A 25,369-nucleotide genomic window follows, 5' to 3' on the forward strand; every position below is an offset into this window, starting at 1 on the left:
CTCTACTGGATGTAGGCTCTACCGGGCGTGCGGCCGGAAGGCCAGGATCGCGCCCCGGTGTTCGAGCTCGGTGGTGGGCCGCCCGTCCCGCCCCAGGACGCTGCCGGACGGGTCGGTGGCCACGTAGACGGTACGGCCGTCCGGGCTGATCGCGACGTCCCGGTAACGATCGACGGTGTGCAGCTCGGCGACCGGATCGCCGTCCCCGCCCGGCGGGAACCGGTACACCGTCCCGTCCTTGAGCGCCGGCATCAGCAGCGACCCACGCCAGGCCGGGATCCCGGGCGCGTCGTAGAAGTCCAGGCTCGACGGCGCCACCGTGGGCCAGCACATGTTCGCGTCGCCGGCACATCGCGGATCCTGGAAGTCGTACCCGTCCGGCACGGTCCCGACGGTGCGCAGCGGCTCGGTGTACGCCGCGCTCGTGAAACTGCTCTCGGCGGCGGTCGGCACCGACGGCGGGATCACGTAGTCGCTGTAGGTCAGTGACGAGCAGGGTGCCGGCGCGGAGGCGGACCAGTCGGCGAAGCGGTAGGCCCTGTCGTCGCGGCGCCCGGCGACCCGCGGCCAGCCGTAGTCGCCACCCGGCCGGATCTCGTTGATCTCGTCGTCGGTCTTCGGCCCCTGCTCACTGGAGTAGAGACGACCACGCCCGAAGACCAGACCCTGCGCGTTGCGGTGCCCATAGGACCAGACATGGGTGCGTACGCCGTCGAGCACCGGATTGTCCCGCGGAATCGTCCCGTCGCGCTCGAGCCGCAGCACCTTGCCCTGGTAGGCGGACCGGTCCCGCGCGTCGGCCGGCAGGTCGCGGGCACGGTTGCGCAGGCAGAACCGGTCGAACTGGTTGTTTCCCTGGTCGCCGATCGTGTAGTACAGCTTGTCGTCGGGCCCGAGTACGAGCCGGCCGGAGTCGTGGTCGGGACTGGCCGGCAACCCGGTCAGCAGATCGGCGTGGTGACGCAGGGTGCCGGTCGTCACGTCGTACCGGAAATCGGCGATCTTGAATTGCTCCGTCACGGCGGGCGACGGGTCGGCGTCGTAGCTGTACGCGAGGTAGACGTCCGGCAGGCGCAGCGCCATGCCGAGCAACCCGTCCTGGCCGCGCAGCCCGCCGATCGCCTCGGTGACGGTCGCCGCCACGCGGGTCGTGCCGGTGCCGGGGTCGATGCGGAGCACACGATGGCCGCTGCGCTCGGTCACCCAGAGCCATCCGTCCGGCCCGGTCAGCACCTCCCACGGATGCTGCAACCCGGAGGCGAGCACCCGCAGCGTGAAGCCGGGCGTCGCCGGCGCCGCGGTCGAGCAGGTGAGCAGGGCGGCCGTCGCCGCCGCGGCCGCCAGAAGTCTGCGCATCAGGCGCGCATACCCCGATCATGCCCGGTCAACCGGTCCGGCCGCCCACCGCGGCCGAGGCCCCGTCGAGCCTCGGACCCGGTGGTGCTCGGCGGCTAGGCGCCGTCCTTGTGGTTGTGGGCGCAGTCGGCACCGGTCAGCGTCGACGTCCGGGTGGCGACCTGCGCGCCGTCGACGACGGTGGAGCAGGTGACCGCGGGCGGCGGGAGCTTCGGCGTCAGGTTGTAGACGCTGAAGACGATGCGTACGCCCCGCGAGCCGAACCAGGGGAACTTGGCCCGGTACTCCCACGGCAGGCTGACGTCCTCCTCCTTGACCTCACCGGTGATCGGGTCGGTGTACTGGACGCGCGCCGTCTTGACGTCCTTGCTGTCGGCGCGCAGGACCAGTTCGTGCGGCTTCCCGGTGGCGTTCTTCCCGACCTCCGGAATGCGCTGCAGCAGGGTGGACACCAGCGTCGCGGCGGCCTTGCGGGCGTCGAAGTCCTGGTCGTCGTGGAGGAACCCGATGTTCAGCCCGACGAGCAGGGCACCGCGGCGTACCCACAGATCGTGGCCGTCGATGTCGGAGACGTCGAACCAGCTCTCGTCGGCGTCCGGGACGCCGTTCTCCTGCAGCTGGCTGTTCTTCACCCGCCGCCGGTGGTCGGCCAGATTCTGCTGGTAGGAGAGGTGCGCCGACTCGGGATCGGGTTGCAGGGCCAGGGAGAGCCAGTGGCCGCCGAGCGCGTGGCAGGAGAGCGAGCTCGGCTCGGGCGACTCCGACGCTTTACGGTCCTCCCAGTTCAGGGCGGTGACCCCGGACGCGGCGAAGTCGTCGGGGGTCAGCAGGTCGCACATCTGCGGTGTCAGCCTGCCGCCGACCGGCTGCGGCCACGACGCGGGCTTGGGGTCTGTCCCCGTCGCCGGTTTCCCGTCGGTTCCGGAACAGGCGGCCAGGCACAGCATCGTGACGGCCGCCGCCAGCAGGCGGTGCTTTCTCATCGGTGTCCTTTCCGTGGCGCGCGGTTCCGCGACGCACGAAAAGGAAAAGGGAAATCACGCCCGCGCGCCCCGATTCCCGGCAACTCCCGACGATCCGGCTGTCGGCCCTGCTGGTGGCGTCGTGTCCGGAGCCCGCACCGGACAACACCGGACATCCGCCGGAACCGGGCCGGATCCCGGCGAACGGCGGGCCGCCGCTGACCACGTGCCTCACCGGCGCGCTGCGGGCGGCGGCGTCGTGAAGATCATCTGTGAACAACGACTCGTCGGCACCGCCCCGGGTCGTTCCTAGGATGTGCCCATGACCGATGCCATCACCCCGGACCAGCTGCGCCAGCAGATCAAGGATCTCGATGCGGAGATCGCCGAGCTCCGCCGCCTGGACACCGACGCGCAGGCGCGCCGCGGCGAGGACGGCGACGAATCCGAGGGATTCGTCGAGAACGAGGAGCTCGCCACCGAACTGACCGGCATCGCCGAGAACGAGGCCGTCATCGACGTGCTCACGCAGCGCCGGGAGAGCCTGCAGGCCAAGCTCGACGCCGCCGGGTGACACAGCCGCACAGGCCGCCCGGCGGGCGGCCTGTGCGGCATCGGCTCAGCGGAGCCAGGTCTCCCAGGTCTCGCGGTGCGCGTCGGCCCACTTCTTGGCCGCGTCGTCGGCGGAGAGCCGGTTCTGGGTCATGTCCCTGGCGACCTCGTTCTGGTCGGCGTTGCTCCAGGTCCAGTTCTTGATGAAGGTCGCCGCGGGGGAGCCGGAGTCGACGAAGGCCTTGCGGGCGATCTTGTCGAGCTCGTAGGGCGGATAGTCGCAGGCCACCGCGTCCACGATCGTGTCGCAGCCGGGCTTGTAGGCGGGCAGCGGGATGTGCGTCAGCTCGAGGTCGGGCAGCATCGACTGCGGCTCGTAGAAGTACCCCAGCAGCGGCTTCTTGTCCTTCTGCGCCTGGCGGAACGCGGCGACCAGCTTCTCCTCGCTGCCGGCCGAGACCACTGTGTAGTCCAGCTCGAGGTTCTTGATCAGCGCGGCGTCGTTGGTGACGAACGACGGGTCGGCGCCGAGGAACTGGCCCTTCCCGCCCGAGCGCGACGTCCGGAACAGCTCGGCGCGGCTGTTCAGCTTGGTCCAGTCGGTGATGTCCGGGTACTCGTCGGCCATCCACGACGGGACGTACCAGCCGACGGAGCCCTTGTTGCCGGTCAGGCCCAGCTCGACGGCGACCTTCTGGCCGTCGATGTACTTACGCTTCAGGTCGTCGTGGCCCCAGTTCTCCAGGATCACGTCGATGCTGCCGTCGGCCAGGCCCGCCCACGACGCGGTCTCGGTCAGCGAGACGGTCTTCACGTCGCAGCCGAGCTCCGTCCTGAGCAGGTAACCGACGACGGCGGCGTCGGCCGCGTACCCGGCCCGGGGGTTGAGCACCATGTTCACCCTGCCGCAGCTCGCCTGGGCGGGCACGCCGGGCGGTGGGGTGATCGCCGCCTCGCTGCCCGAACAGCCGGCGAGCGCCACCAGCCCGAGGACGGCGAGCGCCCGGGCGAGTCCGCGCCTCACCACGCCGACCCCGCCCGCTCCCGGCTCGTGCGCTTGGCGAGAACCTCCTCGGTGAGCGAGACCAGCACGCCCTTGACCGACTCGCGGTCGCGGGCGTCGCACTCGACCATCGGGACGCCCGCGCTGATGCCCAGCGCGTCGCGGACCTCGGCCGGGGAGAAGCTCTGCGCCCCGGGGAACCGGTTGATGCCGACGATGAACGGGATCTCGTGCTCCTCGAAGTAGTCGATGGCCGGGAACGAGTCCTCGATGCGCCGCGTGTCGACCAGGACGATCGCGCCGAGCGCGCCGGTGACCAGGTCGTCCCAGAGGAACGCGAAGCGGTCCTGCCCGGGGGTGCCGAACAGGTAGAGCAGCAGCGCGTCGTCGAGGGTGATCCGGCCGAAGTCGAGGGCGACAGTGGTGGTGGTCTTCTCGGACACGGCGGACGTGTCGTCGATGCCGATCGACTTCTCGGTCATCTCGGCCTCGGTGACCAGCGGCTCGATCTCGGAGATGGCGCCCACGAAGGTGGTCTTGCCGACCCCGAAGCCGCCGCTGATGACGATCTTGACAGCGATGGGGTGCGCTGCCGACGGCTCGCTAGAGCGCCCGGACACGATCCCTGATCCTTTCGATCAAACTGGTGGAGAGCTCCTCGGGCTGTGGTGCCACGTCGAGGAAGCTCTGGGTGATCAGGTCGGCGACGATCACGCGGACCACGCCGAGCGGCGCGCGCAGCGCCACCGACAGATCGGCGATCGAGCGCGGCTCCTGGCACAGCTCGACGATGCGCCGCGACTCGAAGCGCAACGGGGCGGACAGGGCGGCCGGTGCCGCGCGCAGCAACGTCTCGACCCGCAGCCCGTCCTGCATCGGCTGGGTACGCCCGTTGGTGAGCATGAACGGGCGGATCACCGGATCCTCGTCCAGGTCGCCGGAGTGCAGCCCGCTGGACGGCCGGTGGTTACCGGCGTACGGGAAAGCCCCGGGCTCCTCGGAGCCCCACGACTGGCCGGTCATGCCGCCACCTCCGCTGCAGCGCTCGCGAGCTCGCTCATCGGGGCAGGTGTTGCCGGGACTCCGCGATCAACGCCGGGGTCAGCAGGGTGCCGAACCGGTCGGCGAGCAGCGAGATCTCGTAACCGACCAGGCCCAGGTCGGCCTCGCTGCCGGCCACCACGCCCAGGACGCTGCCGCCGGAGATGACCGAGACCAGCAGGAAGCCCCGATGCATCTCGATCATGATGAGCTTGAGGCCGTCGAAGTCGTACCGGCGGGAGGCGCTGCGGGCCAGGCTCGCCAGGCTGGAGACGATGGCGGCCAGCTGGTCGGCCTCGGCCCGGTTCAGCCCGTCCGAGCCGGCGATCAGCAGCCCGTCGGAGGACACCGCGACGGCGTCCCGGACGCCGTCCGTCTGGTGCACGAAGTTGCCGAGCATCCAGTTGAACTGGTGCCGGTCCGCCGAGGTGTCAACGCTCATTGTTCTTCTTTCCAGGTTGCTGCCAACGGGCCACTTCTCCAACTCCGGTCACGATGACCGCGCTGTCTCGGCGTTACCGCGCTGAATGCCGCCGCGCAGGGCGTTGAGCCGGTCCCGCACCGCCTCCGCCGAGTCCGCGACCGGGGCCGGGCGGTCGGCCGGCGCGGTGCTGGGCACGTCCGCCCGCGACTGGCCACGCTGCGCGCGGGGAATGCGCTTGCGCAGGCCGTTCGGCGTACGCGGCGCGTCGTCCTCCCCCAAAGAGAGCGAGGAGGCGGGGGACCCGGACGGCACGGTCCCGTCGACCACCACGTAGTCGATCGCCGCGGGCTCCAGCGCCCGATCGGCGGTGAGCACCGTGCCGGTCACCGGCTCCCGCTCGGCCGCGGGCAGCCGCAGGGCGGTGGCCGGCTCCGCGGTGGCGGTGACCTGCCGCGCCGGTTGCCGGGCCGGCCGGGACGGGGTGACCGCCGGCTGGTCGGTCAGGATCTCGGCGGGCAGCGTGATCCGCGCGGTCACGCCGGTCACCGGCGACGGGGTCAGCTGCACGTCGATGTTCAGCTGCTGGGCCAGCCGGCCGACCACGTAGTGGCCCAGGAATCGGGCCGGCGCGGTGATGAAGTCGCCCTCGCCGCGCAGTCGCGCGTTCGCCCGCTGCAGGTCGTCCGGGGTCATGCCGACGCCCTGGTCGGTGATGGCGATCAGGTAACCGGTGCCGATCCGGCGGCCGTGGATCTCCACGTCCATGTCCGGCGGGGAGAACGACAGACCGTTCTCGATCAGCTCGGCGAGCATGTGCGCGACGGCGCTGACCGCGGAGCCGGCCACCAGCCCGTCGTCCACCCGGCGCAGGGTGACCCGGCGGTACTCCTCGACCTCGGAGACCGCGGCGCGGATCACGTCCGGCACCATCAGCGGCTCGGCGAGCTGCCGCGGGCTCGCCGCGCCGACCAGGACCAGCAGGCTCTCGGCGTTGCGGCGCATGCGGGTGGCCAGGTGGTCGAGCTCGAAGAGGTTCGCCAGGCCGGTCGGGCTGGACTCCTCCCGCTCCAGCTTGGTGATGAAGGCGAGCTGGCGCCGGAGCAGGTTCTGGTTGCGCCGGCCGAGGTTGGCCAGCGACTCCGCCGTGGTGCGGCGCAGCACCGCCTGCTCGGTGGCCAGGGTGTACGCGGTGTCCTGCACCCGGTCGAACGCGTCGGCCACCAGCCGGACCTCGTCGCTGGCGCCGCGCGGCACGAGCACCGGGGCGGGCGGGTCGGTACTGGCGCCGGCCGACGCCCGCTCGACCGCCTCCGGCAGCTGCTCGCCGGCGAGCCGGTTGGCCTCCCCGGCCAGCACCGCGAGCGGCCGGGCCACCGACTTCGACGCGACGGTGGCGAGCCAGACCGAGCCGGCCAGGCAGAGCAGCACGGCGCCGATCAGCGCGCCCATCCGGGCGGAGGCGTCGTCCTCCAGGGTCGAGGCGCGCGCCGCGATGACGGAGCCGACGTGGTGTTCCAGCTGCAGCATGTCGCCCAGCACGGTGGTCTGCGCGGACCACCAGGACTGCGGGTCGACCGTCAGGCGTTTGCCGTCCCCGGAGGCCAGGGCGAGCTGTTCGAAGTACGCCGCCTCGCGCGCCGCACCGGTGTCCAGGGTGTAGTCCCGGCCGGCCTGGGCGAGCGGGTCGGCGTAGCGGTCGAAGGTCTTCAGCGCCGCGTCCTTGTCGGCGCGCATCGTGACGAACTGCAGGTATTCGCCCTGCTTGAAACCGCTGGCGGAGAAGACCGTGTTGAGGAACGCCCGCTCCTGGGAGGTGGCCTCCTTGACGTCGCCGAGCGCCTCCAGCGTGACCGCGCCGCGGCGCAGCTCCTCGTCGCCGGTGCTGTCCAGATCCAGGTCGAGGCCGCCGAGGTCGGCGATGCGCTGGGTGTAGAAGGCGACGGTGGGGATCCGCTTGCCGGAGCCGGTGTCGGTGCCGGCCCGGACGCTGGTCAGGCCGTCCAGCGCGCGCAGCGCGCCGGCGACCCGGTCGGCCACCTCGCCGCCGCCGGCGGTCAGTCGCTCCACCTCCTCGCGGCGCAGGTCCACCTCGTTGCGGGCCCGCTGCAGCTCGGTGCTGAACCCGTCGTTGCCGCCGAGCAGGCCGGCGGCCAGGCCACGCTCGGTCTGCAGGCCCTGGACCAGCTCCTGGACGGCGAGGTCGATGCGGACGGCCTTGGCGGTCGCGGACGCCGTCCGGAAGTTCTCGACCTCGCCGACGGCCACGATGGTGAGCAGCACCAGGGTGGTCGCGACCGGCAGGGCCAGGGTGCGGACCACGCGCCGGCGGATCGTGCCACCGGTCCGGCGCCGCCAGAATGCCCGGATCAGGTCGCCGGGGGTGGGGACGGGCGTTTTCTCCGCGCCCGGTCCGGCCTGCTCGGCGTCCTCGGCGTGGACGGACAAGCGATCAGCTCCTCTGTCGACTGCCGGCCCGGCGCGGTCACGGCCGGCGGGCACAGTCGATATCACTACGGGAATGCCTTGACGTCGATGATGCGAAGTAGGGAGGCGACGCAGCGCGGGATGCGGACCCGAGGGCCGATCCTCCATGATCGCCGCAATAGGATCTGCCCTTTGTCCTCGATGGTCAACACCGCGGACCGAAGTTTGCGTGAACGGCGGTCTTCGCAGCTCGGCCCGGTCACCCATGGTCACGTGGGAGCGCTCTCAGTTGCTGCCCGTCACACAATGCCGACAGCCGCGGCTCCGGGGCGCGAGCAGGTCTCTAGGCTGGGGTGATGAAGGTTCTGTCCATCCAGTCGGTCGTCGCGCACGGCCATGTCGGCAACTCCGCTGCCGTGTTCCCGCTGCAGCGCATCGGTGTCGAGGTCGTGCCGATCCCCACGGTGAACTTCTCCAACCACACGGGCTACGGCGCGTGGCGGGGGCCGCTCCTCCCACCCGCGGACGTGGCCGAGATCCTGCTCGGCGTCCAGGAGCGGGGAGTGTTCCCGCAGATCGACGCCGTGCTCTCCGGCTATCAGGGCGGGACCGGCATCGCCGACGTCATCATCGACGCCGTGCGCCGGGTCAAGGCCGAGAACCCGTCGGCCGTCTACGCGTGCGACCCGGTGATGGGCAACGCCAAGTCCGGCTGCTTCGTCGCGCCGGAGATCCCGGTCCTGCTGCGCGACCGCGTCGTGCCGGTCGCCGACATCATCACCCCGAACCAGTTCGAGCTGGGCTTCCTGACCGGCACCGAGCCGGCGAGCGTCGAGTCGACCCTCGTCTCGGCCGACCTGGCCCGCGCCATGGGACCCTCGACCGTGCTGGTCACCAGCGTGGAACGGCCCGACCGGGAGGAGGGCACGATCGAGATGCTGGTCGTGGACGACGCCGGGGCGTGGATCGTCACCACCCCGCACCTGCCGTTCAAGGCGAACGGGTCCGGCGACGTCACGGCGGCGCTGTTCACCGCGCACTACGTCCGGACCGGGGACGCGGCGGTGGCGCTGGAACGAACCGCGTCGAGCGTCTTCGACCTGATCGAGACCACGTACCGCTCCGGGGAGCGGGAACTCCAGCTGGTGCAGGCGCAGGAGTTCTACGCCACCCCGCGCATGCAGTTCAAGGCCGTCCAGGTGCGCTGACTCCTCGGCCCTGGCCGCTGTCCTCGCGGCCGCCTGGGGTTCCGCCCGCCCGGCGGCGCGACCTCGGCCGAGCCGGGTTCACCCCCAAGATCAAGGGTGGGCTGCGGCCGTACGGCAATCGGCCCTGGAAAGACCGCAACCGGAAGCGCACCCGGTCCTGACCGCATGCCGGTGCCCCCGGGGTCCGGAACGGCGGCCCCGGCCGTTCGCCGGTCGGCGAAGTCCCGCGTGAACGGCTCGCGGTGATGGTCGTCCGGCGCCGGATCGGGTATGAGTGGGCCGTGGATCAGATGCGGCTGCGGTTCGACGGGTGGATCGCCGGGCTCGGCCTGACCGGCGGGCCGCGGCTGGTGGTCGGTCACTGGCCGGAGTCGCCGTTCGGGCCGATCAGCGACGTCATGGTCGAACACCGGGACGGGCGGCGGGTGCTGTTCGCGCCGGCCGCGGACGTGGCCGAGTTCATCGCCGCGACCTACTCCTTCGACCAGGTGCACGTGGTGCCGACCGCGGTGCGACGGCACGGGCCGGCATGGACCGTCACGGCCGGGCCGCTGACCCTGCGGTTCACCGTCGGCGGGCGCGGTGCGCTCGGCGGTCTCCTGCGTGCCGTTCCGCCGCCGCTGGCCCGGCGGTTGTGGTGGGTGCGGCTGATCGGCGCGCCGGCGCGGCTCCTGCAGGGCGTGCGCACCTACGGGAGCGCGGGAAACGGCCGCCGCGAATGGTACGCCGCCCAGGACCTGCACCGGATCACCACCGCGGCGGGGACGCTGGACGGCGTGGACCTCGGCCACCTCACCGCCGTCGACCCGCCGGTGAGGTTCGGTTTCGGCTCGACGCCACACTTCCCGGCCCTGGTCCGCGTCACCACCACAGTGGAACTCCCGCCGGCCCCCACCCCGGACAGCCCGCTCCATCGCGGTTTCCCCGGTTGACCCCACTCCGGCAGCCGCATCCGTCGCGGTTTCCCCGGTCGACCCCACTCCGGCAGCCGCATCCGTCGCGGTTTCCCCGGTTGACCCCGCTCCGGCGCCCTCCGCATGCGCTCCTGGCTGCGGGAACGCCCGGCAGCGATGACCGGTCGCGGTGACACCACTCCATCCCGGCGTCGCATCGGCGCGAGCGTGCCGGCTGGTGCTCACCGTGGTTGTCGGCCGTCGGTAACGCCAGCTCGCGAGCGTGAGTCGCGCTGCGGCGCGGCACGGTAGCGGGGCCGGCGCGGCGTCGGCCGTCGAAGCGATTCGACATTGATGCGAGATTGCCCCGATGTTACGCGGGAGCGCTCCCATCGAGCAATGGAATCGATTAGCATCAATAACCCCCATCCCCTGAGGAGGCAGCGCATGCGAGTTCTCCTGGCCTTTGCCCTCACCCTGACCGGCTGGTTCATCCCCGCTCCAGTCCTGGCCGCGACCGGCGACGGCACCCCCACCGATCCCAACCTCAGCTTCGTCGGCCGCTGGAACAAGTCCAACGCCGCGGCGTACGTGCCCTACTGGGCGGGCGCGTACCTGCGGACCGGCTTCACCGGCAGGACCGTCAAGCTCCGGCAGCGCAACACCGTCGACCTGTGGGCCAGCATCGACGGCAAGCCGTTCACCGCGTTCAAGGGCTCCGGCACGATCAACCTGACCCCGGCCGCGCTGGCCGCCGGCACCCACACGCTGATCGTCAGCTACCGCCAGGTGGCCGGCTCCTACACCGGCGACGCGGTCTTCCAGGGCCTGACGCTCGACGCCGGTGCGCGCACGGTCAAGGCGCCGGCCCGCCCGAGACTCGTCGAGTTCGTCGGCGACTCGATCACGGCCGGCACGACCAGCAGCCAGCTCGCGGTGACCGATTACGGCTTCAAGGCCGGTGAACAGCTCGGTTACGACCACACCCAGATCGCGATCGGCGGCATGTGCCTGTCCGAGACCGCCGACGGCTGCTGGGCGCACGAGACCCGTTACTGGATGTCGAGCGGTGGCCAGGCCGGCACCGACCTGTGGAACTTCAGCCGTTACACGGCCGACGGCGTGGTGATCAACCTCGGCACCAACGACAAGAGCCACGGCGTCAGCAACGCGGACTTCCAGGCCAAGTACATCGCCTTCCTCACCCGGATCCGGGCCACGTTCCCCACCACCAAGATCTTCGCTTTGCGTACGTTCATCGGCCGTTACGCCGCGCAGACGCAAGCCGCGGTCCAGGCGCGCAACGCCGCCGGCGACGCCGGGGTGTTCTACGTGGACACCACGGGATGGTTGCCGGCGGACGGGCTCAGCGACTCCGTGCACCCCAACGACAAGGGCCACCAGGCAATCGCCGACCGGCTCGCCCCCATCATCAGCGCGCGTCTGTAGGAGCCCCCATGAAGATCTCCCTCGCGATCCTGACCGCCACCGCCCTGACCGTTGCGGCCGGCGCCTCCGGTGTCGTCACCGCGCAACCGGCCGCCGCGATGTGCCGCACCGGCACCGCCACCACCGCTGCCGCGCCCGTCAAGGTGTGGATGGCCGGCGACTCCACGATGATGAACGCCAGTTCCTGCCCGATCGGCTGGGGCAGCCAGTTCGGGTCGTACCTGACCACCGGCGCGACAGTGCAGAACAGCGCCGTCGGCGGCCGCAGCATCCAGACCTGGCTGTACGAGGGCAACGTGACCGGCACCAAGAACGCCGCCGGGGAGTGCGCGCTCAGCTCGACGGCCTACAGCTCGCGGTGGACGGCGGTGCTGAACGGCTTCGTCGCCGGCGACCACCTGATCGTCCAGTTCGGCATCAACGACGGTGACCCGGCCTGCCCGCGGCACGTCGGCAGCGCCCGGTTCAAGGAGCTGCTCGGCGTGATGGCGACGGCGGCCAAGGCGCGCGGCGTGCATCCGATCTTCGTCACGCCGGTCGCCGCGATCACCTGCAGCGGCAGCACCGCCGTCGGCAACCGCGGCTTCGTCACCGAGACGAAAGCCGCAGCCACGGCCAACGGCGTCCCGGTGATCGACCTGCACGCCCGGAGCGTGGCGCTCTACAACTCGCTCCGGCTGTGCCCGAACAACGGCGACTACACCAGCGGGGCGGTCGGCGCGTTCTTCTGCAACGACCACACCCACTTCGAGGCGGCCGGGGCGAAACGCATCGCCGGCCTCATCGCCACCGCGCTGCGCGAGCAGGGCATCCCGCTCGCCGCGTACCTGAAGTAGGTCCTTCTCACGCCGCGGCGGCCGCGGCCAGCTGGTTGCGGCCGCCGCGCTTGGCGACGTAGAGGTGGGCATCCGCGCGGTCGTAGAGATCCCGGCCCGGTTCGCCGGGCCGGCACGCCGCCACGCCCATGCTCAGCGTCACGCTCAGCCCCGGCATGATCGTGTTCCAGTCGCGGGCCAGGATGACCCGGCGGATCCGTTCGGCGACCTGCCGCGCCTCCTCCTCGCCGACGGACAGGAACACCGCGAACTCGTCCCCGCCGAAGCGGATCGCCACCTCGTCGTGCCGGCAGTGCGAGCGCAGCACCGCGGCGATCTCGCCCAGCACCCGGTCACCGACGCCGTGCGAGAACCGGTCGTTGATCTCCTTGAAGTGGTCCACGTCGATGAGCAGCAGCGAGCCGCCGGTCGTGACCGTGCTGATCCGGCGGTCGAACATCCGCCGGTTGCCGAGCCCGGTCAGCGCGTCCGAGGTGGCGGCCAGGTCGGCGGTGGTGCGCGCGGCCTCCAGCTCGACCCGGCGGTACGCCTGCCGCAGCATCGTGCGCCGGTCCAGCCGCAGCTGCCACAGCGCCTCGACATGCTCGCGCAGCGACTCCAGCACCGCGTGGGTGACCTCGCCCGGGAACTCGAGCGCGGCCGTGATCGTCAACTCGTACTGGAAGAGCAGCCGCTGCGACCGCAGCACGGAGAGCTCCACGGCGGCCCGGAACTCGCGGCGGGCGGCCCGCCACTCACCGTTCGCGCGCAGGGCCAGCCCGTTCGCGAGGTGCAACAGGCGTGACTCGTGGTTCTGCTCGGCCGCGCGCATCGCCGGCAGCAGGTCCTCGACCAGCGTGAGCGCTTCCTTGATCCGCTCTGCCTTGGCGTGGCAGACCGCCAGCAGCGCGCTGGCGAGCGGGGAGTCGATGCCCTGGTCGATCCAGTACTCCAGCGCCGCGGTGCACTTGCCGACGAGGTTCGCGGCCTCCTCGGCCCGGCCCACCTGATCCAGCCGCAGGGACCACTCCAGCCACAGCTCGGCCTGGGTCAGCGCGGCGGCCGACCGGTACACGTCGTCGGTGGGGTCGAACGCCTCGATCGACCGGCGCATCGCGTCGTCGGCCAGCTCGAACAGCTCGGCGACCCGGGCCGCCTGGGCCAGCGAGGCCATCGCCGAGAAGTAGCGCAGACCCTTGCGCGGCGCCACGTCCAGCACGGCCATCGCCCGGGCGACGTAGTGCAGGCCGTCGTCGATCCGGCCCATGTCGATCAGCACCTCGGCGGCGTCCGCCATGATCTTGGCGTCGGTGGCTTTCGGGCCGCCCAGCCGGGCCTGGTCGGCGATCAGGTCCTCGGCGATGCGCAGCGCCTCGTCCAGCCGGCCGAGCGACTTCAGCGCGTACATCCGGCCCAGCCGGCTGACCCGGTGGGTGCGATGGTCGCCGAGCACCAGCGTGATCGCCTCGGCCTCGTCCGCCGCGTGCAGCGTCTCGGTGTGGTGACCGCGAATGGTCAGATCGTGCACGTGCAGCGCGAGGTCGGCAAAGGGACCGTACGGTGACACCAGCACCGGCAAGCGGTTCATCGGCAAACCCCGTTTCCCATGGCCCTAGGTTCGGCCGATCCGCGCCCGATGTGAGGCGTCCGCCCTCCGGAAGCCGATCGGCCCGGCGCCGGGGACAGCGGCAGCGGACTCACCACGTCGCGCCGCTCCGCTGCTCGACGGCCGCTCCGCGCGGGCGCCACCGGGGATCGCCCCCGGGAGCGCGCAGGGACGCCGAGGCACACGGCGTCGGCGGCGTGGGCCGGCAGCCCGAATTGGCTGGCAGGCGACTCCCCGGATGCGGTAAGCACGTCGCATGACGACATCGGAGCCGCCGCCGCTGACCGTGGTGCAGCCGGGCGGCGGGCGCGTGGGCGAGCTCGGCGACATCGGCGTGCACTTCAAACTCTGGGGCGAGGACACCGGCGGAGCGCTGGCGGTCGTCGAGCATCCGTTCCCGGTCGGCGCGCTGGTGGCGCCGCATCTGCACACCCGGGAGGACGAGTACTCGATCGTCCTCGACGGCGAGATCGGCTTCCGGTCGGGCGACCGGGAGGTGGTGCTCGGACCGGGCGGTTACATCACCAAGCCGCGCGGCGAACTGCACGCCATGTGGAACGCCGGCGCGGTCCCCGCCCGGATGATCGAGATCATCACCCCGGCCGGCTTCGAGCACTTCTTCCGTGAGGTGGCGGAGCTGATCGCGGCCGGCCCCGCGGCCGGGCAGGGCGACGACCTCGCGGAGCGCTACGGTCTGCAGTTCGGCGACCCCGAGTGGCTGCCCGGCATCGTCGAACGCTACGGGCTGAACACCTAGACGGCCGGAAGGCGCCGGGGTGGCAAGGCCGGTTCGCGATGCCTGCCCCGGCCCGCTCCTGGCGCGGCGTCGCGGCGATCAGGTGACCGGCGCGGTCACCTCCGGACCGGCGGCATGTCCGCACCAGCGGTGTCAGCGCGCCTGTTCCCAGAGCGGCAGGCGGAAGGTCGCGTAGGTGAACTTGCCGGTGATCTGCCCGGCGGCGTCGAAGTGGAAGACGTCCAGGCCGTGCCACTGCATCCGGCCGTTGTACCGGAGCCGGGCGAACCACCGCACCGGTGCGAAGGCGCGCCTGCCGTGCGTGCCGGTGAAGTCCAGCCGGCATGCCCACCGGATCGTCGCGCGGCGCCGGTCCGGGTCGATCACCCGGTCGTAGACGTCGAAGGTCATCGCGCCGTAGCGGCCGGCGAACTGTGGGGCGAACTCCGCGCGGATGGCCGCGAGGCCGCGCAGCTCGGGGCCGTGGCCGGGAAGGTACCGGGCGTCCTCGGCGAAGAACGACATGACCCGGTCGAGGTCGGGCTCCGGGTCGTTGAAGGCGGACACGAACGCGTCGATGGTCTGGCCGAGGCCGAGGTCACTGGTGTTCATGAGCTTGCTCCTGGGGGAGAGGCGAGCCGGGCGATCGGCACCGACACTATAAGAACGGTGTTCCTTTAACAAGGGAACACCGTTCTTTTAGAGAGCCACGGCATGGCGTCGACGCGCTCGGCGCCGGGCTATGGTGTTGGCTGTCATGGAAGCGTCGTTCCAGCGGGCCAGGCGCCCGGAGCAGAAGGACCAGCGGCGCGAGGACATCCTCGCCGCCGCCGGCCGGCTGGCGCTGGAGTCGGGCGTGGCCCGGGTCAGCCTGGGTGACATCGCCGCGGCGGTCGGGCTGGCCAAGTCCAACGTCCTGCGGTATTTCGGGACGCGCGAGGAGATCTACCTGCAGCTGGCGATGCGTGAGGGCAACGAGTGGGCGGCCGCCGCGCTCGCCGCGCTGCGCGGGGCGAGCGGCTTCTCAGCGACGGCGGCCGCGCTCGCCGACGCCTACGCCGACCGCCCGCTGTACTGCGATCTGACCACCCACGCCGAGACGATGCTGGAACACAACGTCTCCGTCGCGGCGCTGCGCGTCTACAAGCTGTGGGCCATCGACACCTACTTCACCGTCGGCCGGCAGATCACCACCGCCTGCCCGCAGCTGACCGACACCGACGGCGCCTCCCTGGTCATGGCGGCCAGCGCGTTCGTCGCCAAGCTGTTCCCGCTGACCCGCCCCCCGGAGGCGCTGCGCCAGCTCTACGAGCAGGAGCCGGAGATCGCCCGGGTGTTCCCGCCGCTGCGGCCGACGCTGCAACGCATGATCGCCGCCACCGCGGCCGGGTTGCAGGCCACCCACTGACCCGGCGGCCACCGGCCCCTTCCGAGCCGGCCCGGCCGTTCCTACGCCGCCACCACTGCCTCGATCACGAAGTACGGCGGCTGCACCGCCGTCACCGCTGCCCGGCGCAGGCCGGCCCGGGTCAGCAGGTCGTCGAACTCGGCGAGCGTCCGCTCCCGGCTGCCGGCGGTGGCCAGCATCGCGATGTCCATCAGCGGCGCCATGCCGGTCGCCTGATCGTCGATGAGGATCTCGGTGATCACGATGCGGCCGCCCGGGCGTACCGCGTCGCGGCAGTTCACCAGGATGCGCACGGCGTCGTCGTCGGCCCAGTCGTGCAGGATGAACTTCAGCAGCAGGACGTCCCCTTCCGGGACCGCCTCGAAGAAGTCGCCGGCCACCGCGGTGAGCCGGTCCTGCAGGCCGCGCTCGGCGGCCGCGGCCCGAGCGCCCGGCACCGCGTGCGGCAGGTCGAGCACGATCGCGTCGAGGCCGGGATGCTTGGCGAGCATGGCCAGGGCGAACGTCCCGTGAGCGCCGCCCACGTCGACCACCGTGGTCGCCCCGGACACGTCGATCACCTCGACCGCCTCCCGGATGACCGGCGCCGACATGCTGGCCATCGCCGCCCCGAACAGCGCGCCCTGGTCCGGGTGGGCGGCCAGGTAGTCGAAGAACGACATGCCGAGCGCCTTGTCGGTCTGCGCCTCGCCGCTGCGGATCGCTTCCGGAATCCGTGCCCAGGTCAGCCACGTGACAGCGGTGGACTGCGACGCGGCCAGGTCTCGCAGCGACATCGGCGCGTCGCGGTGCAGCACCGCCAGTGTCTCGGTGCCGGCGAAGCCCTTCCCGGTGGTCGCGACGAGCCCCAGCGACGCGCAGGCCCGCAGGAAACGCGCGGTCGCGCCCGGGTCGGAACCCTCCGCCTCGGCGATCTCGGCAGCCGTGCGTGGCCCCTCCGCCAGGTGCTCGGCCAGATTCAGATCGACAGCGGCGCGTACGGACTGGGCCAGCCACGGCCCGATGATGAACCCCATGACGGTCTCATATGGACTCTCGGTCATGCCCGGAACCTAGTGCCACCGGCAACCCGCGTCTGCCCGCCGTCAGACAGTGCGAAACACGACCCGGTCATGGTCCGCGGCGGTGCCGGCCGGGCGAGAATCGGGGACTTCGGTGTCGTACGGTCCGCGCGGCGGGGGATCATGGAGCGGTGAGTGGCCGTACCTTCGGGATTTTGTCGCCTTTCGTCGGTGGTGACTACTACGGGGCGATCGTCGAGGGCATCAACACCGCCGCGGTCGCGGGTGGCGACCGCGTCATGGCGATGCAGACCCTCGACCCCGGCGCGCACAGCGCCGACCGCAGTGGCCTGCCCGACTTCGGGCGCCCGCTCGCCTGGGGCCACCTGTCCGGGCTCGTGGTGCTGCCCGGCGCGGTCGGCGCGGAGTACGCGTCGGCGGCCCGCCGAGCCGGCCTGCCGGTGGTCATGGTCGCGCAGGACGCGGGCGGCACCGGCGCGGCGGTCGTCCTCGCCGACAACCGCAGCGGCGTCCGGGAAGCGGTCGCCCACCTGATCGAACACGGTCACGAGCGGATCGCGTTCGCCGGCTACCTGGCCCACTTCGACCTGCGCGAACGGCACGAGGGATACCGCGAAGGGCTGCTCGCGCACGGCATCACGCCCGACCCCGCCCTGCTGTTCGACACCGGCGACAACCACGAGAGCGGCGGAGCAGCGGTCGCGGACGCGCTGATCGCGGCGGGGATGCCGGCCACCGCGATCGTCCTCGGGACCGACCGCAACGCGATGGGGCTCATCAGCCGCATGATCGCCGCCGGCCACGACGTGCCCGGTGAGCTCGCGGTCGTCGGGTTCGACGACATCGCCGACGCGGCCTACCTCGAGCCGGCGCTCTCCAGCGTGCGGCAGCCGCTCGACCGGGTCGGCGCAGCCGTCTACGAACTGCTGAACGGTGGCACGGCCACGCTCGCGCAGGTGCCGACGATCTTCCAGCCGCGGCACTCCTGCGGCTGCCCGGACGCCGGGCTGCCCGTCTCCGAGCCGCACACCCGCGACCTGTTCGCGCAGGTGCAATACCTGCAGAGCACCCTCAACATCCAGTACGAGCTGGGCATCGCGCTGCTCGGCACGCAGCAGGTCGACGCCCGTACGCTCGCCTGGCTCGGATTGACGCCGGCGTCAGCCGGCTGCCTCGGCCTGTGGGACGACGACCTGGAGAAGGACCATCTGCGGATCGTCGGGGAGTTCCGGATCGAGGTCGGCGCGCCCGGCGCCGAGACGCCGGTGACCCTGTTCCCGCCGGCCGAGCTGTTCGCGCGGGCCGACGGCGCCGCCGGCGACATCGTGTTCACGGTCCCGATCCGCTCCCACACGCGCGACTGGGGGATGCTCGCCGCCGTGAGCCGCATCCAGTCGGCCACCCCGCCCGGCCGCGAGACGATGAACCAGTCCGGTGCGCTGCTCACCTCCGCCCTCGACTACCAGGTGATGATGGCCGCCCTGCGCGAACAGGAGGAACGCCTGCGCACCGCGGCGCTGCGCGACCACCTGACCGGCCTGCCGAACCGGGTGCTGCTCGAGGATCGCCTCGCGCACGCCGAAGCGCGGGCCGCACGCGAGCCCGGCTACCGGTTCGCGGTGCTCCTGCTCGACCTCGACGGCTTCAAGGCGGTCAACGACTCCCTCGGCCACGCGGCCGGCGACGTGCTGCTGGTCGAGGTCGCCCGCCGCCTCACCACCCTGCTGCGCCGCACCGACACGGTGGCCCGGCTCGGCGGCGACGAGTTCGTGGTGCTCATCGACGGCCTGGCGGCGCCGGACGCGTACCAGCGGGTGTGCGACGCCATCCAGCAGACGGTCGCCGAGCCGATCGCTATCGACGGCCGTACGGTGTCGGTCGGCGTGAGCATCGGCGTCGCCGTCTCCGGCGACGGCCCGGCCGATTCCGATCACCTGCTGCGCGAGGCCGACGCCGCGATGTACCGCGCCAAGTCCGCCGGCCGCGCCCGCTGACCCACTCCTGACCAAGGCGATTGCCACGGTACGGCCGTTCGCCGGGTGATGTCCGTGGTTGCTCTCGCGTGCCCTGCCGTCATGCTGATCGCCGCCCGGTCAGGCGTCGGGCCCCACCAGCAGGACGAAGGTCCGTGCCAACCCGAATCTCTCGGAGCGTGGCCAGTCCAGCGCCGCGAGCGCGGTGGCGGACGGCTCGTGCCTCCGGCCGTTGATCCGGACCTCGCACTCGGTGAAGTCGCCGCCCTGACCGACGAGCAGGCGGATGCCGTTGAGATGCGGCCGGTCGAGGCCGGGCGTGATGACATCCGCCAAGGCCGACCACGGCATCCTCTCCGCGAACCACTGCTGCTTCTCGTGCGACCCGTCGACCGACCACCCGGTCGCACTGCCGATGATCGCGTGCCAGCCACGGAAGCCGCCCTCGTCGCCGGACCTGAAGTGGTTTGCCAACCGTCCTTGCTGTTCCACCATTTCCAGCACAGTGACCAGGCAGGTTTCGATCCACGCCTGGATCGCCTGCCGGGCGGCCTCGACCGGATCCGCAGCCAGGCCCGTCGAGCAGTCGACGATCGTCGGCACGTCCGGGCGGTCCGCGTTCAGCAGGACCTCCAGATCGAGGTGCCGGTAGTCATCGCTGTCCGACGGAAGGACCCGGATGCCCAGCGACCCCGACCTCAGCATCGGCCCGTCGACCAGCCGCCAGCTTCCGCCCACCGCATCGAGCATCGGCGCAGCGATCTCCAGCACCCGCTCGGCCGGAAGAGCTTGCGGTGTCTCCTGCGGAACGACCATGGTGAGCCACCCTATCGGTACGGAAGGCGGGTCAGACTTGCCCTCGACGCGGCTCGGCGGAGGTGCCCCCGCTTCTTCGGCCGGCCCGGCTCGGGGTCGCAGTCCGTGCGATCGTCCACCAGCCGAATTCGTCGGTGGCAGGTGCAATGCCGGCGGGGTGCCAGGTTGTCCGGCTGGGTGAGGGCAGTTGTCGAGGGGGTCGCGTGACATCATCCGATGCCGAGTTCTTGGAGTTCGCCGAGGCGGCGCGGCTGCCTCTGGTCAGGACCGCGCGCCTGCTCACCGGCGACTGGCATCTCGGCCAGGACCTGCTGCAGGTGACGATGATGAAGGTCTACCTGCGCTGGGGGCGGGCGGATCGGTGGGACTCGCCGGTGACCTACGCGCGGACTGTCATGGTCAACACGTACTGCACCTGGTATCGGCGGCGATGGCGGCACGAGGTGCCGAGCGAGCGCCTTCCCGACAACGCGGACGCAGGCGATGCGGCAGAGAGCGTGGTGACCACCGATGTGCTGGCCCGCGCGCTCGCCGGGTTGCCCCGGCGTCAGCGGGCGGCGGTGGTCCTGCGGTACTACGACGACCTGCCGGTCGAGCAGGTCGCGGCGATCCTGGGCTGTCCGCCGGGCACGGTGACGAGCCTGACCCATCGGGCGCTGATCCGGCTGCGGCGAAGCCCTGAGCTGCTGGACGACATGGCGGGAGAACGGTGATGAAGGATCGGGACGAGCGGGAACTGCGCCGGGGCCTGCGGGCAATGGTCACGGAACCCCCGCCGGGTCCGCCGATGACCGGAGTGATCGAGGCGGCCCGGGCGCGGCGCCGGCGCGACCGGGCCGGGCTGGGCGTGGTGGCCGTGCTGGTGGCCGGGTCGCTGGTCCTGCCCGGCATGCTGACCCGGGACAGGGGTGCGCAACGACCGCTGACACCGCCGCCGGTCCCGTCCGCCGTGGCGAGTGTCGCGCCGATGCCGCGGGGGTCGGGTCCGGTCGTCGTCGGCCAGCAGTACCACTTCGACCTGTACGTTCATTGCGGGATCCGGTACACGACCTTCGGCGGCCGCCCCTGGCGTGCCGCCCCGGAGGACACCGAGCGGTATGCCTCGTACGACGTCGGGCGTGTCTACACGCTGCGGGGCACCATGACGCTTGTCAGCACCGACGAGGCCCGATTCCGGAGTGACACCGGGGACGTGACCGCGACGTTCCGGCCGGTCGGCAGGATCGAGCCCTGCGACTGAGCGGCTTCCATCCGAGCGGCCCGGGGCGACGCACCGGTCACGAGCCGGGATGAGCGGACGCGTTGTAGGCGTTCTTGGCGGCGACCACGGCGGCCTGGACGTGTTCCGGGTCGACGCCGCTGACGTTCAGCGGTGGGTGCAGGCGCTGGACGAGGGTGGCCTCGACCGAGGCCGGCTCCACGTCCTGCGCCCAGGTCAGCCGCAGGTTCGCGTGCATCCAGGCGGTCAGCCGGGTCTCGTCCTCGGGGATCAGGACGACCCGATCGGTCCAGGTGGTCCGATAGTTCTCGGACACCAGGAGACCGGCCAGGGTGCGGCGCAGGGTGGAGCTGCCCGAGCGCCGCAGGTGGTTGCGCAGGATCCGGCCGCGCAGGCTGGACGCCCGGCCCAGGTACAGCATCCGCAGCGACGGGACCTGCTCGTTCGGCGGCCCGGGCAGGCCGGGGAAGATCGACGGGGCGGCCCACCACGCGTAGACGCCGCCGCCCCGGCTGACCCTCTTGACGGCGACGTCGAGGGTGACGGGCACACCGGACAGCAGTCGCAGGGCTTCCTCGGCTCGCCGGGCGGCGGGACCGTCAGCGGGGCGTACTTCCGGAGTAGTCATCGCGCTCATGCTACGGCGACCTCACCGGCCGGTCCGCACGCCGTGGATCACCGGCGGCATCAGTCGCCTGATCCGCGGGTAGTTTCAGGCCGTGAGCGTAGAGGCACCGTCGGCGTGGGCGCCGCTGCGAGTGGCGGCCTTCCGGAGCCTGTGGCTGGCGCTGCTGGCGAGCAACATCGGGACCTGGATGCAGACCGTCGGCGCGCAGTGGCTACTGGTCGAGAACTCCGGGACGGACACCCTGGTGGCGGTGGTGCAGACGGCGAGCACGCTGCCGATCGTGTTGCTGGCGTTGCCGTCCGGGGCGCTGGCGGACACGTTCGACAAGCGGCGGCTGCTGATCGCCGTGCAGGTGTTCCTGACCGGCGTGGGCGTGCTGCTCACGGTGCTGACCGTGACCGGGCACATGCCCCCGACGCTGCTGCTCACGCTGACGTTCGTGCTGGGCGCGGGGCAGGCGCTGACCGCGCCGGCGTGGCAGGCGGTCATTCCCGAGCTGGTGCCGCGCCCGCAGCTCGCGTCGGCGTCGGCGCTCGGGGCGATCAGCATGAACCTGGCCCGTGCGGTCGGGCCGGCGGTGGCCGGGGTGCTGATCGCGCGGGCCGGCACCGGGCTGGTGTTCGGGCTCAACACGGTGACGTTCGCGATCTTCGCGGTGGTGCTGTGGCGGTGGCGGCGCGCGGCCGACGACGCGGCCGGGATTCCGGAGCCGTTCACCGCTGCGGTACGGGCCGGCAGCAGATATGTCCGGCACGCCCCGGTGGTGCGGCGGATCCTGCTGCGGGCGGCGCTGTTCCTGGTGCCGGGCAGCGCGTTGTGGGCGCTGCTGCCACTGGTCGCGAGCCGCCGTCTGGGTCTGGGCTCCGGAGGCTACGGGGTGCTGCTCGCCGCGGTCGGCGCCGGCGCGGTCGTGGGTGCGCTGCTGCTGCCGTGGATGCGGGCGCGCTGGTCGATCAATCGGCTGCTGCTGATCGCGAGTGTGGTGTTCGCGGTGGTTCTCGCCGTCCTGGGGCTGGTCCGCTCGGAGGCGGCGGTGGTGGTCGCGCTGATCCCGGCCGGCGTCGCGTGGGTGATGGTGCTGTCCAGCGTGAACGCGGCGATGCAGCTGTTCCTGCCGAACTGGGTCCGGGCCCGCGGGCTCGCCGTCTACCAGATGGTCTTCGCGGGCGCGCAGGCCGCCGGGTCGCTGATCTGGGGCGCCGTCTCGGACGTGTCGGGGCTGATGATCGCCCTGGTCGCGGCGACCGTTCTGATGCTGGCGGGCGCCGCCACGCTGCGCTGGTGGCCGATGCGCGACACCAGTGGGCTGAACCGGGAGCCGGCAGTCTTCTGGCCCGAGCCGCACCTGGAGATCGAGCCGGGGGAGCACGACGCCCCGGTGCTGGTGACGGCGAGCTACCCGGTCAGCCCGGAGCGGGAGGAGGCGTTCGTGACGGCGATGCGCGACGTGCGGCGCAGCCGGCTGCGGACCGGCGCGGTGCGCTGGGGGTTGTTCCGTGACGGCGAGAAGCCGGGCCGGTTCGTCGAGGTGTACCTGGTGCCGAGCTGGGACGAGCACCTGCGTCAGCACACCGGCCGCCTGACCGGAACCGATCAGGCGGTGGAGGAGCGGGCGCGGGCGTTCGCCGACGGGCCGCCGGAGGTGAGCCACCTGCTGTCCCGCGAGTGACGGCGGGACGTGCCGTCCAGGCGGGGCACGCCGCCGCTTACCGCGGGCGTGTCATGTGCGCCCGTCACGCTCCTGGGCGCGCGCCAGGGACTTGCGGTGCGGGACCCAGTCGGCGAGCCGCACCGGGAAGCCGTCGCGCTGCAGGCGTCGCACCACCTCGGGGTCGTCGTCGACGATCACGGCGATCGTGGCGTCGGCGGCCAGCCGGCGTACGCGATGAGCCTTGTAGTCCTTCGCCGGACGGCGGTCGTGGTCGGGGCGCATGAGCAGCCGCCCGACCGGCAGGCCGTGCTCGGAGAACCAGCGTTCGGTGACTGTGCGCAGGCGCTCCGGCCGGCCGGTGAGCCAGACGAGCTCGTGGCCGGTGGTGTACTCGTGGACGAGGTCGACGCCGGGGCGCAGCGCCGGATCACGGTGCGCGGCGGCGAAGAACGCGGTCCAGTCCTTCGGGCGTTTCTCGAGGTGGCGCAGCCGGTGACGGACGTCGGCGACGACGCCGTCGACGTCGAACACCGCGATCGGCAGCGGCGGGGTCAGCGCACACCACCCATCAGCCGCGAGATGGGACGGCTGCCCGCTGCCAGCGCGAGTCCGAGAATGATCGCCACGCCGCCGAGGATACCGAAGTACGCCGTCTCGTGATCGGCGCTGTAGTACCCGGCGAGCGTGCCCGACGCGGCGGTGCCCAGCGCGATCGAGAGGAAGAACAGCGCGACCATCTGGGTCCGGAACACGTGCGGCGCCAGTTTCGTGGTCAGCGACAGCCCGACCGGCGAGAGCAGCAGCTCGGCGATGGTGAACACCAGCAGGATCCCGGCGAGCGCGAGCAGCGGCGTGCTGTTCGGCCCACCGCCGGCGAACGGCAGGAACAGCAGGAACGCCAGGCCCATCACGACCGTACCGGCGGCGAACTTGATCGGTGAGCTCGGCTGGCGATCGCCGAGCCTGGTCCACAGGGCGGCGAACACGCCCGACAGGATGATGATGAAGACCGGGTTGATCGACTGCACCCAGGAGACCGGCATCTCCCAGCCGCCGAGGGCGCGGTCCAGGCGCTCGTCCGAGTAGATCGTGACAACCGTGAACTGCTGCTGGTAGAGCGACCAGAACGCGGCGCTGGCCAGGAACATCGGGATGAACGCGAACACCCGCCGCCGTTCCTCGCCGGTGATCCGGTGACTGGAAAGGATCACGATGAAGTACGCGACGGCGGCCAGCACGCTGAGCACGACGACCACCGTGGAGAGCCGGTCCGCGGTCAGCCACGTCAGCGCGGAGACCACCACGGCGACGACCCCGGCGGCGGCCACGGTCAGGACCACCGGCCAGCGGCTCGCCGGCAGCGGGTTCGGGATCTCGCGGCCGGCCGCCGGAAGGTTGCGCCGGCCCAGTGTGTACTGGACGAGGCCGACCGCCATGCCGGCTGCGGCCAGGCCGAAGCCGTAGTGGAAGCCGGCGTTGTCCTGCAACAGCCCGGTGAGCAGCGGGCCGGCCAGCGCGCCGAGGTTGATGCCGAGGTAGAACAGGGAGAACCCGGCGTCGCGGCGTTCGTCGTGCTCGCCGTAGAGGGTGCCGACCAGCGACGTGGCGTTCGCCTTCACGCCGCCGCTGCCGACCGCGATCAGCACCAGGCCGACGCCGACGCCGAGCAGGCCGGGCAGGGTGGCGAGCGCGATGTGCCCCAGCATGACCACGACCGCGCTCAGGAACAGCACCCGTTCCGAGCCGAGCAGCCGGTCGGCGACCCACGCGCCGAGCACTGTGGACAGGTAGACGGCGCCGCCGTACGCGCCGACGATGCTGGTGGCCGTGGCCTGGTCGATGCCGAGCCCGTCGTCGGTGGCCGAGTAGTACAGGTAGATCAGCAGGATGCCCTGCATGCCGTAGAACTAGAATCGTTCCCACAGCTCCACGCCGAACAGGTTGGCCAGCGGTCGCGGCTGGCCGAAGAACGTCTTGTCGGATCGCGCGAGGGGTTCAGCACTGGCCATGGCATCGGATACCCGGCCACGCCACCGGACAATCGCCCGGCGGCCGTCGCGCCGCCGGCGCGATCTCCGATATCCTCGCCAAGGCCGGGAAAAGCGGATTTAGCCGTACGCTGTCCGGACGCCTCGCCGATCGGCAGCATTAACGCACGTCGAAGTCCTCTGTGGCCTGACATT

Annotated in this window: 25 protein-coding genes; 11 read left to right on the forward strand and 14 right to left on the reverse strand. The window is 71.7% G+C overall.

Features of this window, described 5'->3' with window-relative positions; genetic code table 11:
• Positions 1 to 18: 18 nt before the first annotated feature.
• Positions 19 to 1,356 (reverse strand): glucose/sorbosone family PQQ-dependent dehydrogenase, encoded by a 1,338-nt coding sequence (locus Acy02nite_RS39610; RefSeq protein ID WP_203753459.1) that lies wholly within the window; start codon positions 1,354 to 1,356, stop codon positions 19 to 21.
• Between the two features lie 95 nt (positions 1,357 to 1,451).
• Positions 1,452 to 2,339 (reverse strand): hypothetical protein, encoded by an 888-nt coding sequence (locus tag Acy02nite_RS39615; RefSeq protein ID WP_203753462.1) that lies wholly within the window; start codon positions 2,337 to 2,339, stop codon positions 1,452 to 1,454.
• A gap of 301 nt (positions 2,340 to 2,640) precedes the next feature.
• On the opposite strand from Acy02nite_RS39615, the gene Acy02nite_RS39620 reads away from it, so the two are divergent.
• On the forward strand, positions 2,641 to 2,892 hold the full coding sequence (locus Acy02nite_RS39620; protein ID WP_203753465.1) for a hypothetical protein: 252 nt from the start codon (positions 2,641 to 2,643) through the stop codon (positions 2,890 to 2,892).
• A 45-nt stretch (positions 2,893 to 2,937) separates the two neighbouring features.
• Here Acy02nite_RS39620 and Acy02nite_RS39625 read toward each other — a convergent pair whose 3' ends face one another.
• The 5 genes from Acy02nite_RS39625 to Acy02nite_RS39645 form a co-directional block, all read right to left on the reverse strand.
• Positions 2,938 to 3,771 carry a glycine betaine ABC transporter substrate-binding protein gene (locus tag Acy02nite_RS39625; protein WP_307872310.1) on the reverse strand — a complete coding sequence of 278 codons (834 nt, stop codon included), beginning with the start codon at positions 3,769 to 3,771 and terminating at the stop codon, positions 2,938 to 2,940.
• Positions 3,772 to 3,890: 119 nt separating this feature from the next.
• Complete coding sequence (locus tag Acy02nite_RS39630; protein ID WP_203753470.1) at positions 3,891 to 4,493, reverse strand: GTP-binding protein; 603 nt, start codon at positions 4,491 to 4,493, stop codon at positions 3,891 to 3,893.
• Positions 4,477 to 4,896, reverse strand: coding sequence for a DUF742 domain-containing protein (locus Acy02nite_RS39635; protein WP_203753473.1), 420 nt, complete (start codon positions 4,894 to 4,896; stop codon positions 4,477 to 4,479). The genes Acy02nite_RS39630 and Acy02nite_RS39635 overlap by 17 nt, the downstream gene beginning before the upstream one ends.
• A 34-nt stretch (positions 4,897 to 4,930) precedes the next feature.
• Complete coding sequence (locus Acy02nite_RS39640) at positions 4,931 to 5,356, reverse strand: roadblock/LC7 domain-containing protein (protein WP_203753476.1); 426 nt, start codon at positions 5,354 to 5,356, stop codon at positions 4,931 to 4,933.
• Positions 5,357 to 5,404: 48 nt separating this feature from the next.
• Positions 5,405 to 7,783, reverse strand: a complete 2,379-nt coding sequence (locus Acy02nite_RS39645; protein WP_239175645.1) for a sensor histidine kinase — start codon at positions 7,781 to 7,783, stop codon at positions 5,405 to 5,407.
• Positions 7,784 to 8,118: 335 nt separating this feature from the next.
• Between Acy02nite_RS39645 and pdxY the strand changes: the two genes are divergently transcribed.
• The 4 genes from pdxY to Acy02nite_RS39665 all read left to right on the forward strand — a co-directional run bounded on the left by pdxY (position 8,119) and on the right by Acy02nite_RS39665 (position 12,148).
• Positions 8,119 to 8,970, forward strand: a complete 852-nt coding sequence (pdxY, locus tag Acy02nite_RS39650; protein WP_203753480.1) for a pyridoxal kinase PdxY — start codon at positions 8,119 to 8,121, stop codon at positions 8,968 to 8,970.
• A gap of 281 nt (positions 8,971 to 9,251) precedes the next feature.
• Positions 9,252 to 9,902, forward strand: coding sequence for a hypothetical protein (locus tag Acy02nite_RS39655; RefSeq protein ID WP_203753482.1), 651 nt, complete (start codon positions 9,252 to 9,254; stop codon positions 9,900 to 9,902).
• A 408-nt stretch (positions 9,903 to 10,310) separates the two neighbouring features.
• The gene (locus tag Acy02nite_RS39660; RefSeq protein ID WP_203753484.1) at positions 10,311 to 11,312 is read left to right on the forward strand and encodes an SGNH/GDSL hydrolase family protein; all 1,002 of its coding nucleotides are present in this window, start codon (positions 10,311 to 10,313) and stop codon (positions 11,310 to 11,312) included.
• An 8-nt stretch (positions 11,313 to 11,320) separates the two neighbouring features.
• Positions 11,321 to 12,148, forward strand: a complete 828-nt coding sequence (locus Acy02nite_RS39665) for an SGNH/GDSL hydrolase family protein (RefSeq protein ID WP_239175646.1) — start codon at positions 11,321 to 11,323, stop codon at positions 12,146 to 12,148.
• A 7-nt stretch (positions 12,149 to 12,155) separates the two neighbouring features.
• Here the strand turns inward: Acy02nite_RS39665 and Acy02nite_RS39670 are convergent, their stop codons facing one another.
• The gene (locus Acy02nite_RS39670; RefSeq protein WP_239175648.1) at positions 12,156 to 13,715 is read right to left on the reverse strand and encodes a GGDEF domain-containing protein; all 1,560 of its coding nucleotides are present in this window, start codon (positions 13,713 to 13,715) and stop codon (positions 12,156 to 12,158) included.
• 274 nt (positions 13,716 to 13,989) lie between these two features.
• On the opposite strand from Acy02nite_RS39670, the gene Acy02nite_RS39675 reads away from it, so the two are divergent.
• Positions 13,990 to 14,490: a cupin domain-containing protein gene (locus Acy02nite_RS39675; RefSeq protein ID WP_203753488.1), complete on the forward strand. Its 501-nt coding sequence runs from the start codon at positions 13,990 to 13,992 to the stop codon at positions 14,488 to 14,490.
• Positions 14,491 to 14,622: 132 nt separating this feature from the next.
• Here Acy02nite_RS39675 and Acy02nite_RS39680 read toward each other — a convergent pair whose 3' ends face one another.
• Positions 14,623 to 15,081: a YybH family protein gene (locus Acy02nite_RS39680; protein ID WP_203753489.1), complete on the reverse strand. Its 459-nt coding sequence runs from the start codon at positions 15,079 to 15,081 to the stop codon at positions 14,623 to 14,625.
• A gap of 145 nt (positions 15,082 to 15,226) precedes the next feature.
• Here Acy02nite_RS39680 and Acy02nite_RS39685 point away from each other — a divergent pair, with 145 nt between their 5' ends.
• The gene (locus tag Acy02nite_RS39685) at positions 15,227 to 15,877 is read left to right on the forward strand and encodes a TetR/AcrR family transcriptional regulator (protein WP_203753492.1); all 651 of its coding nucleotides are present in this window, start codon (positions 15,227 to 15,229) and stop codon (positions 15,875 to 15,877) included.
• Positions 15,878 to 15,918: 41 nt separating this feature from the next.
• On the opposite strand, the gene Acy02nite_RS39690 is transcribed toward Acy02nite_RS39685, so the two are convergent.
• Positions 15,919 to 16,920, reverse strand: coding sequence for a methyltransferase (locus Acy02nite_RS39690; protein WP_203753495.1), 1,002 nt, complete (start codon positions 16,918 to 16,920; stop codon positions 15,919 to 15,921).
• A gap of 149 nt (positions 16,921 to 17,069) precedes the next feature.
• Here Acy02nite_RS39690 and Acy02nite_RS39695 point away from each other — a divergent pair, with 149 nt between their 5' ends.
• On the forward strand, positions 17,070 to 18,893 hold the full coding sequence (locus Acy02nite_RS39695) for a substrate-binding and GGDEF domain-containing protein (RefSeq protein ID WP_203753497.1): 1,824 nt from the start codon (positions 17,070 to 17,072) through the stop codon (positions 18,891 to 18,893).
• Positions 18,894 to 18,992: 99 nt separating this feature from the next.
• Here the strand turns inward: Acy02nite_RS39695 and Acy02nite_RS39700 are convergent, their stop codons facing one another.
• Positions 18,993 to 19,688 (reverse strand): DUF6348 family protein, encoded by a 696-nt coding sequence (locus Acy02nite_RS39700; RefSeq protein WP_203753500.1) that lies wholly within the window; start codon positions 19,686 to 19,688, stop codon positions 18,993 to 18,995.
• Between the two features lie 203 nt (positions 19,689 to 19,891).
• Here Acy02nite_RS39700 and Acy02nite_RS39705 point away from each other — a divergent pair, with 203 nt between their 5' ends.
• Together Acy02nite_RS39705 and Acy02nite_RS39710 are read left to right on the forward strand one after the other, a co-directional pair.
• A complete protein-coding gene (locus Acy02nite_RS39705) occupies positions 19,892 to 20,401 on the forward strand; it encodes a SigE family RNA polymerase sigma factor (RefSeq protein WP_203753503.1) in 510 nt (169 codons plus the stop codon).
• Positions 20,401 to 20,928 (forward strand): hypothetical protein, encoded by a 528-nt coding sequence (locus tag Acy02nite_RS39710; protein WP_203753506.1) that lies wholly within the window; start codon positions 20,401 to 20,403, stop codon positions 20,926 to 20,928. The genes Acy02nite_RS39705 and Acy02nite_RS39710 overlap by 1 nt, the downstream gene beginning before the upstream one ends.
• 37 nt (positions 20,929 to 20,965) lie before the next feature.
• Here the strand turns inward: Acy02nite_RS39710 and Acy02nite_RS39715 are convergent, their stop codons facing one another.
• Positions 20,966 to 21,535: a GIY-YIG nuclease family protein gene (locus tag Acy02nite_RS39715; protein WP_239175650.1), complete on the reverse strand. Its 570-nt coding sequence runs from the start codon at positions 21,533 to 21,535 to the stop codon at positions 20,966 to 20,968.
• Positions 21,536 to 21,626: 91 nt separating this feature from the next.
• Between Acy02nite_RS39715 and Acy02nite_RS39720 the strand changes: the two genes are divergently transcribed.
• Positions 21,627 to 23,204, forward strand: a complete 1,578-nt coding sequence (locus Acy02nite_RS39720; RefSeq protein WP_203753511.1) for an MFS transporter — start codon at positions 21,627 to 21,629, stop codon at positions 23,202 to 23,204.
• A gap of 51 nt (positions 23,205 to 23,255) precedes the next feature.
• Here the strand turns inward: Acy02nite_RS39720 and Acy02nite_RS39725 are convergent, their stop codons facing one another.
• Positions 23,256 to 23,717: a phosphatase domain-containing protein gene (locus Acy02nite_RS39725; RefSeq protein ID WP_239175652.1), complete on the reverse strand. Its 462-nt coding sequence runs from the start codon at positions 23,715 to 23,717 to the stop codon at positions 23,256 to 23,258.
• A gap of 20 nt (positions 23,718 to 23,737) precedes the next feature.
• Complete coding sequence (locus Acy02nite_RS39730) at positions 23,738 to 25,084, reverse strand: peptide MFS transporter (protein ID WP_239175654.1); 1,347 nt, start codon at positions 25,082 to 25,084, stop codon at positions 23,738 to 23,740.
• Positions 25,085 to 25,369 lie beyond the last annotated feature (285 nt).

The sequence above is a fragment of the Actinoplanes cyaneus genome (assembly GCF_016862095.1).
Lineage (GTDB): Bacteria > Actinomycetota > Actinomycetes > Mycobacteriales > Micromonosporaceae > Actinoplanes > Actinoplanes cyaneus.

What these genes read in the sequence shown, in the direction of transcription:
- Acy02nite_RS39610 (WP_203753459.1), bottom strand. Translation starts at nt 1,356, where the DNA reads ATGCGCAGACTTCTGGCGGCCGCGGCGGCGACGGCCGCCCTGCTCACC.
- Acy02nite_RS39615 (WP_203753462.1), bottom strand. Translation starts at nt 2,339, where the DNA reads ATGAGAAAGCACCGCCTGCTGGCGGCGGCCGTCACGATGCTGTGCCTG.
- Acy02nite_RS39620 (WP_203753465.1), top strand. Translation starts at nt 2,641, where the DNA reads ATGACCGATGCCATCACCCCGGACCAGCTGCGCCAGCAGATCAAGGAT.
- Acy02nite_RS39635 (WP_203753473.1), bottom strand. Translation starts at nt 4,896, where the DNA reads ATGACCGGCCAGTCGTGGGGCTCCGAGGAGCCCGGGGCTTTCCCGTAC.
- Acy02nite_RS39640 (WP_203753476.1), bottom strand. Translation starts at nt 5,356, where the DNA reads ATGAGCGTTGACACCTCGGCGGACCGGCACCAGTTCAACTGGATGCTC.
- pdxY (WP_203753480.1), top strand. Translation starts at nt 8,119, where the DNA reads ATGAAGGTTCTGTCCATCCAGTCGGTCGTCGCGCACGGCCATGTCGGC.
- Acy02nite_RS39660 (WP_203753484.1), top strand. Translation starts at nt 10,311, where the DNA reads ATGCGAGTTCTCCTGGCCTTTGCCCTCACCCTGACCGGCTGGTTCATC.
- Acy02nite_RS39665 (WP_239175646.1), top strand. Translation starts at nt 11,321, where the DNA reads ATGAAGATCTCCCTCGCGATCCTGACCGCCACCGCCCTGACCGTTGCG.
- Acy02nite_RS39670 (WP_239175648.1), bottom strand. Translation starts at nt 13,715, where the DNA reads ATGAACCGCTTGCCGGTGCTGGTGTCACCGTACGGTCCCTTTGCCGAC.
- Acy02nite_RS39675 (WP_203753488.1), top strand. Translation starts at nt 13,990, where the DNA reads ATGACGACATCGGAGCCGCCGCCGCTGACCGTGGTGCAGCCGGGCGGC.
- Acy02nite_RS39680 (WP_203753489.1), bottom strand. Translation starts at nt 15,081, where the DNA reads ATGAACACCAGTGACCTCGGCCTCGGCCAGACCATCGACGCGTTCGTG.
- Acy02nite_RS39685 (WP_203753492.1), top strand. Translation starts at nt 15,227, where the DNA reads ATGGAAGCGTCGTTCCAGCGGGCCAGGCGCCCGGAGCAGAAGGACCAG.
- Acy02nite_RS39690 (WP_203753495.1), bottom strand. Translation starts at nt 16,920, where the DNA reads ATGACCGAGAGTCCATATGAGACCGTCATGGGGTTCATCATCGGGCCG.
- Acy02nite_RS39700 (WP_203753500.1), bottom strand. Translation starts at nt 19,688, where the DNA reads ATGGTCGTTCCGCAGGAGACACCGCAAGCTCTTCCGGCCGAGCGGGTG.
- Acy02nite_RS39710 (WP_203753506.1), top strand. Translation starts at nt 20,401, where the DNA reads ATGAAGGATCGGGACGAGCGGGAACTGCGCCGGGGCCTGCGGGCAATG.
- Acy02nite_RS39715 (WP_239175650.1), bottom strand. Translation starts at nt 21,535, where the DNA reads ATGACTACTCCGGAAGTACGCCCCGCTGACGGTCCCGCCGCCCGGCGA.
- Acy02nite_RS39730 (WP_239175654.1), bottom strand. Translation starts at nt 25,084, where the DNA reads ATGCAGGGCATCCTGCTGATCTACCTGTACTACTCGGCCACCGACGAC.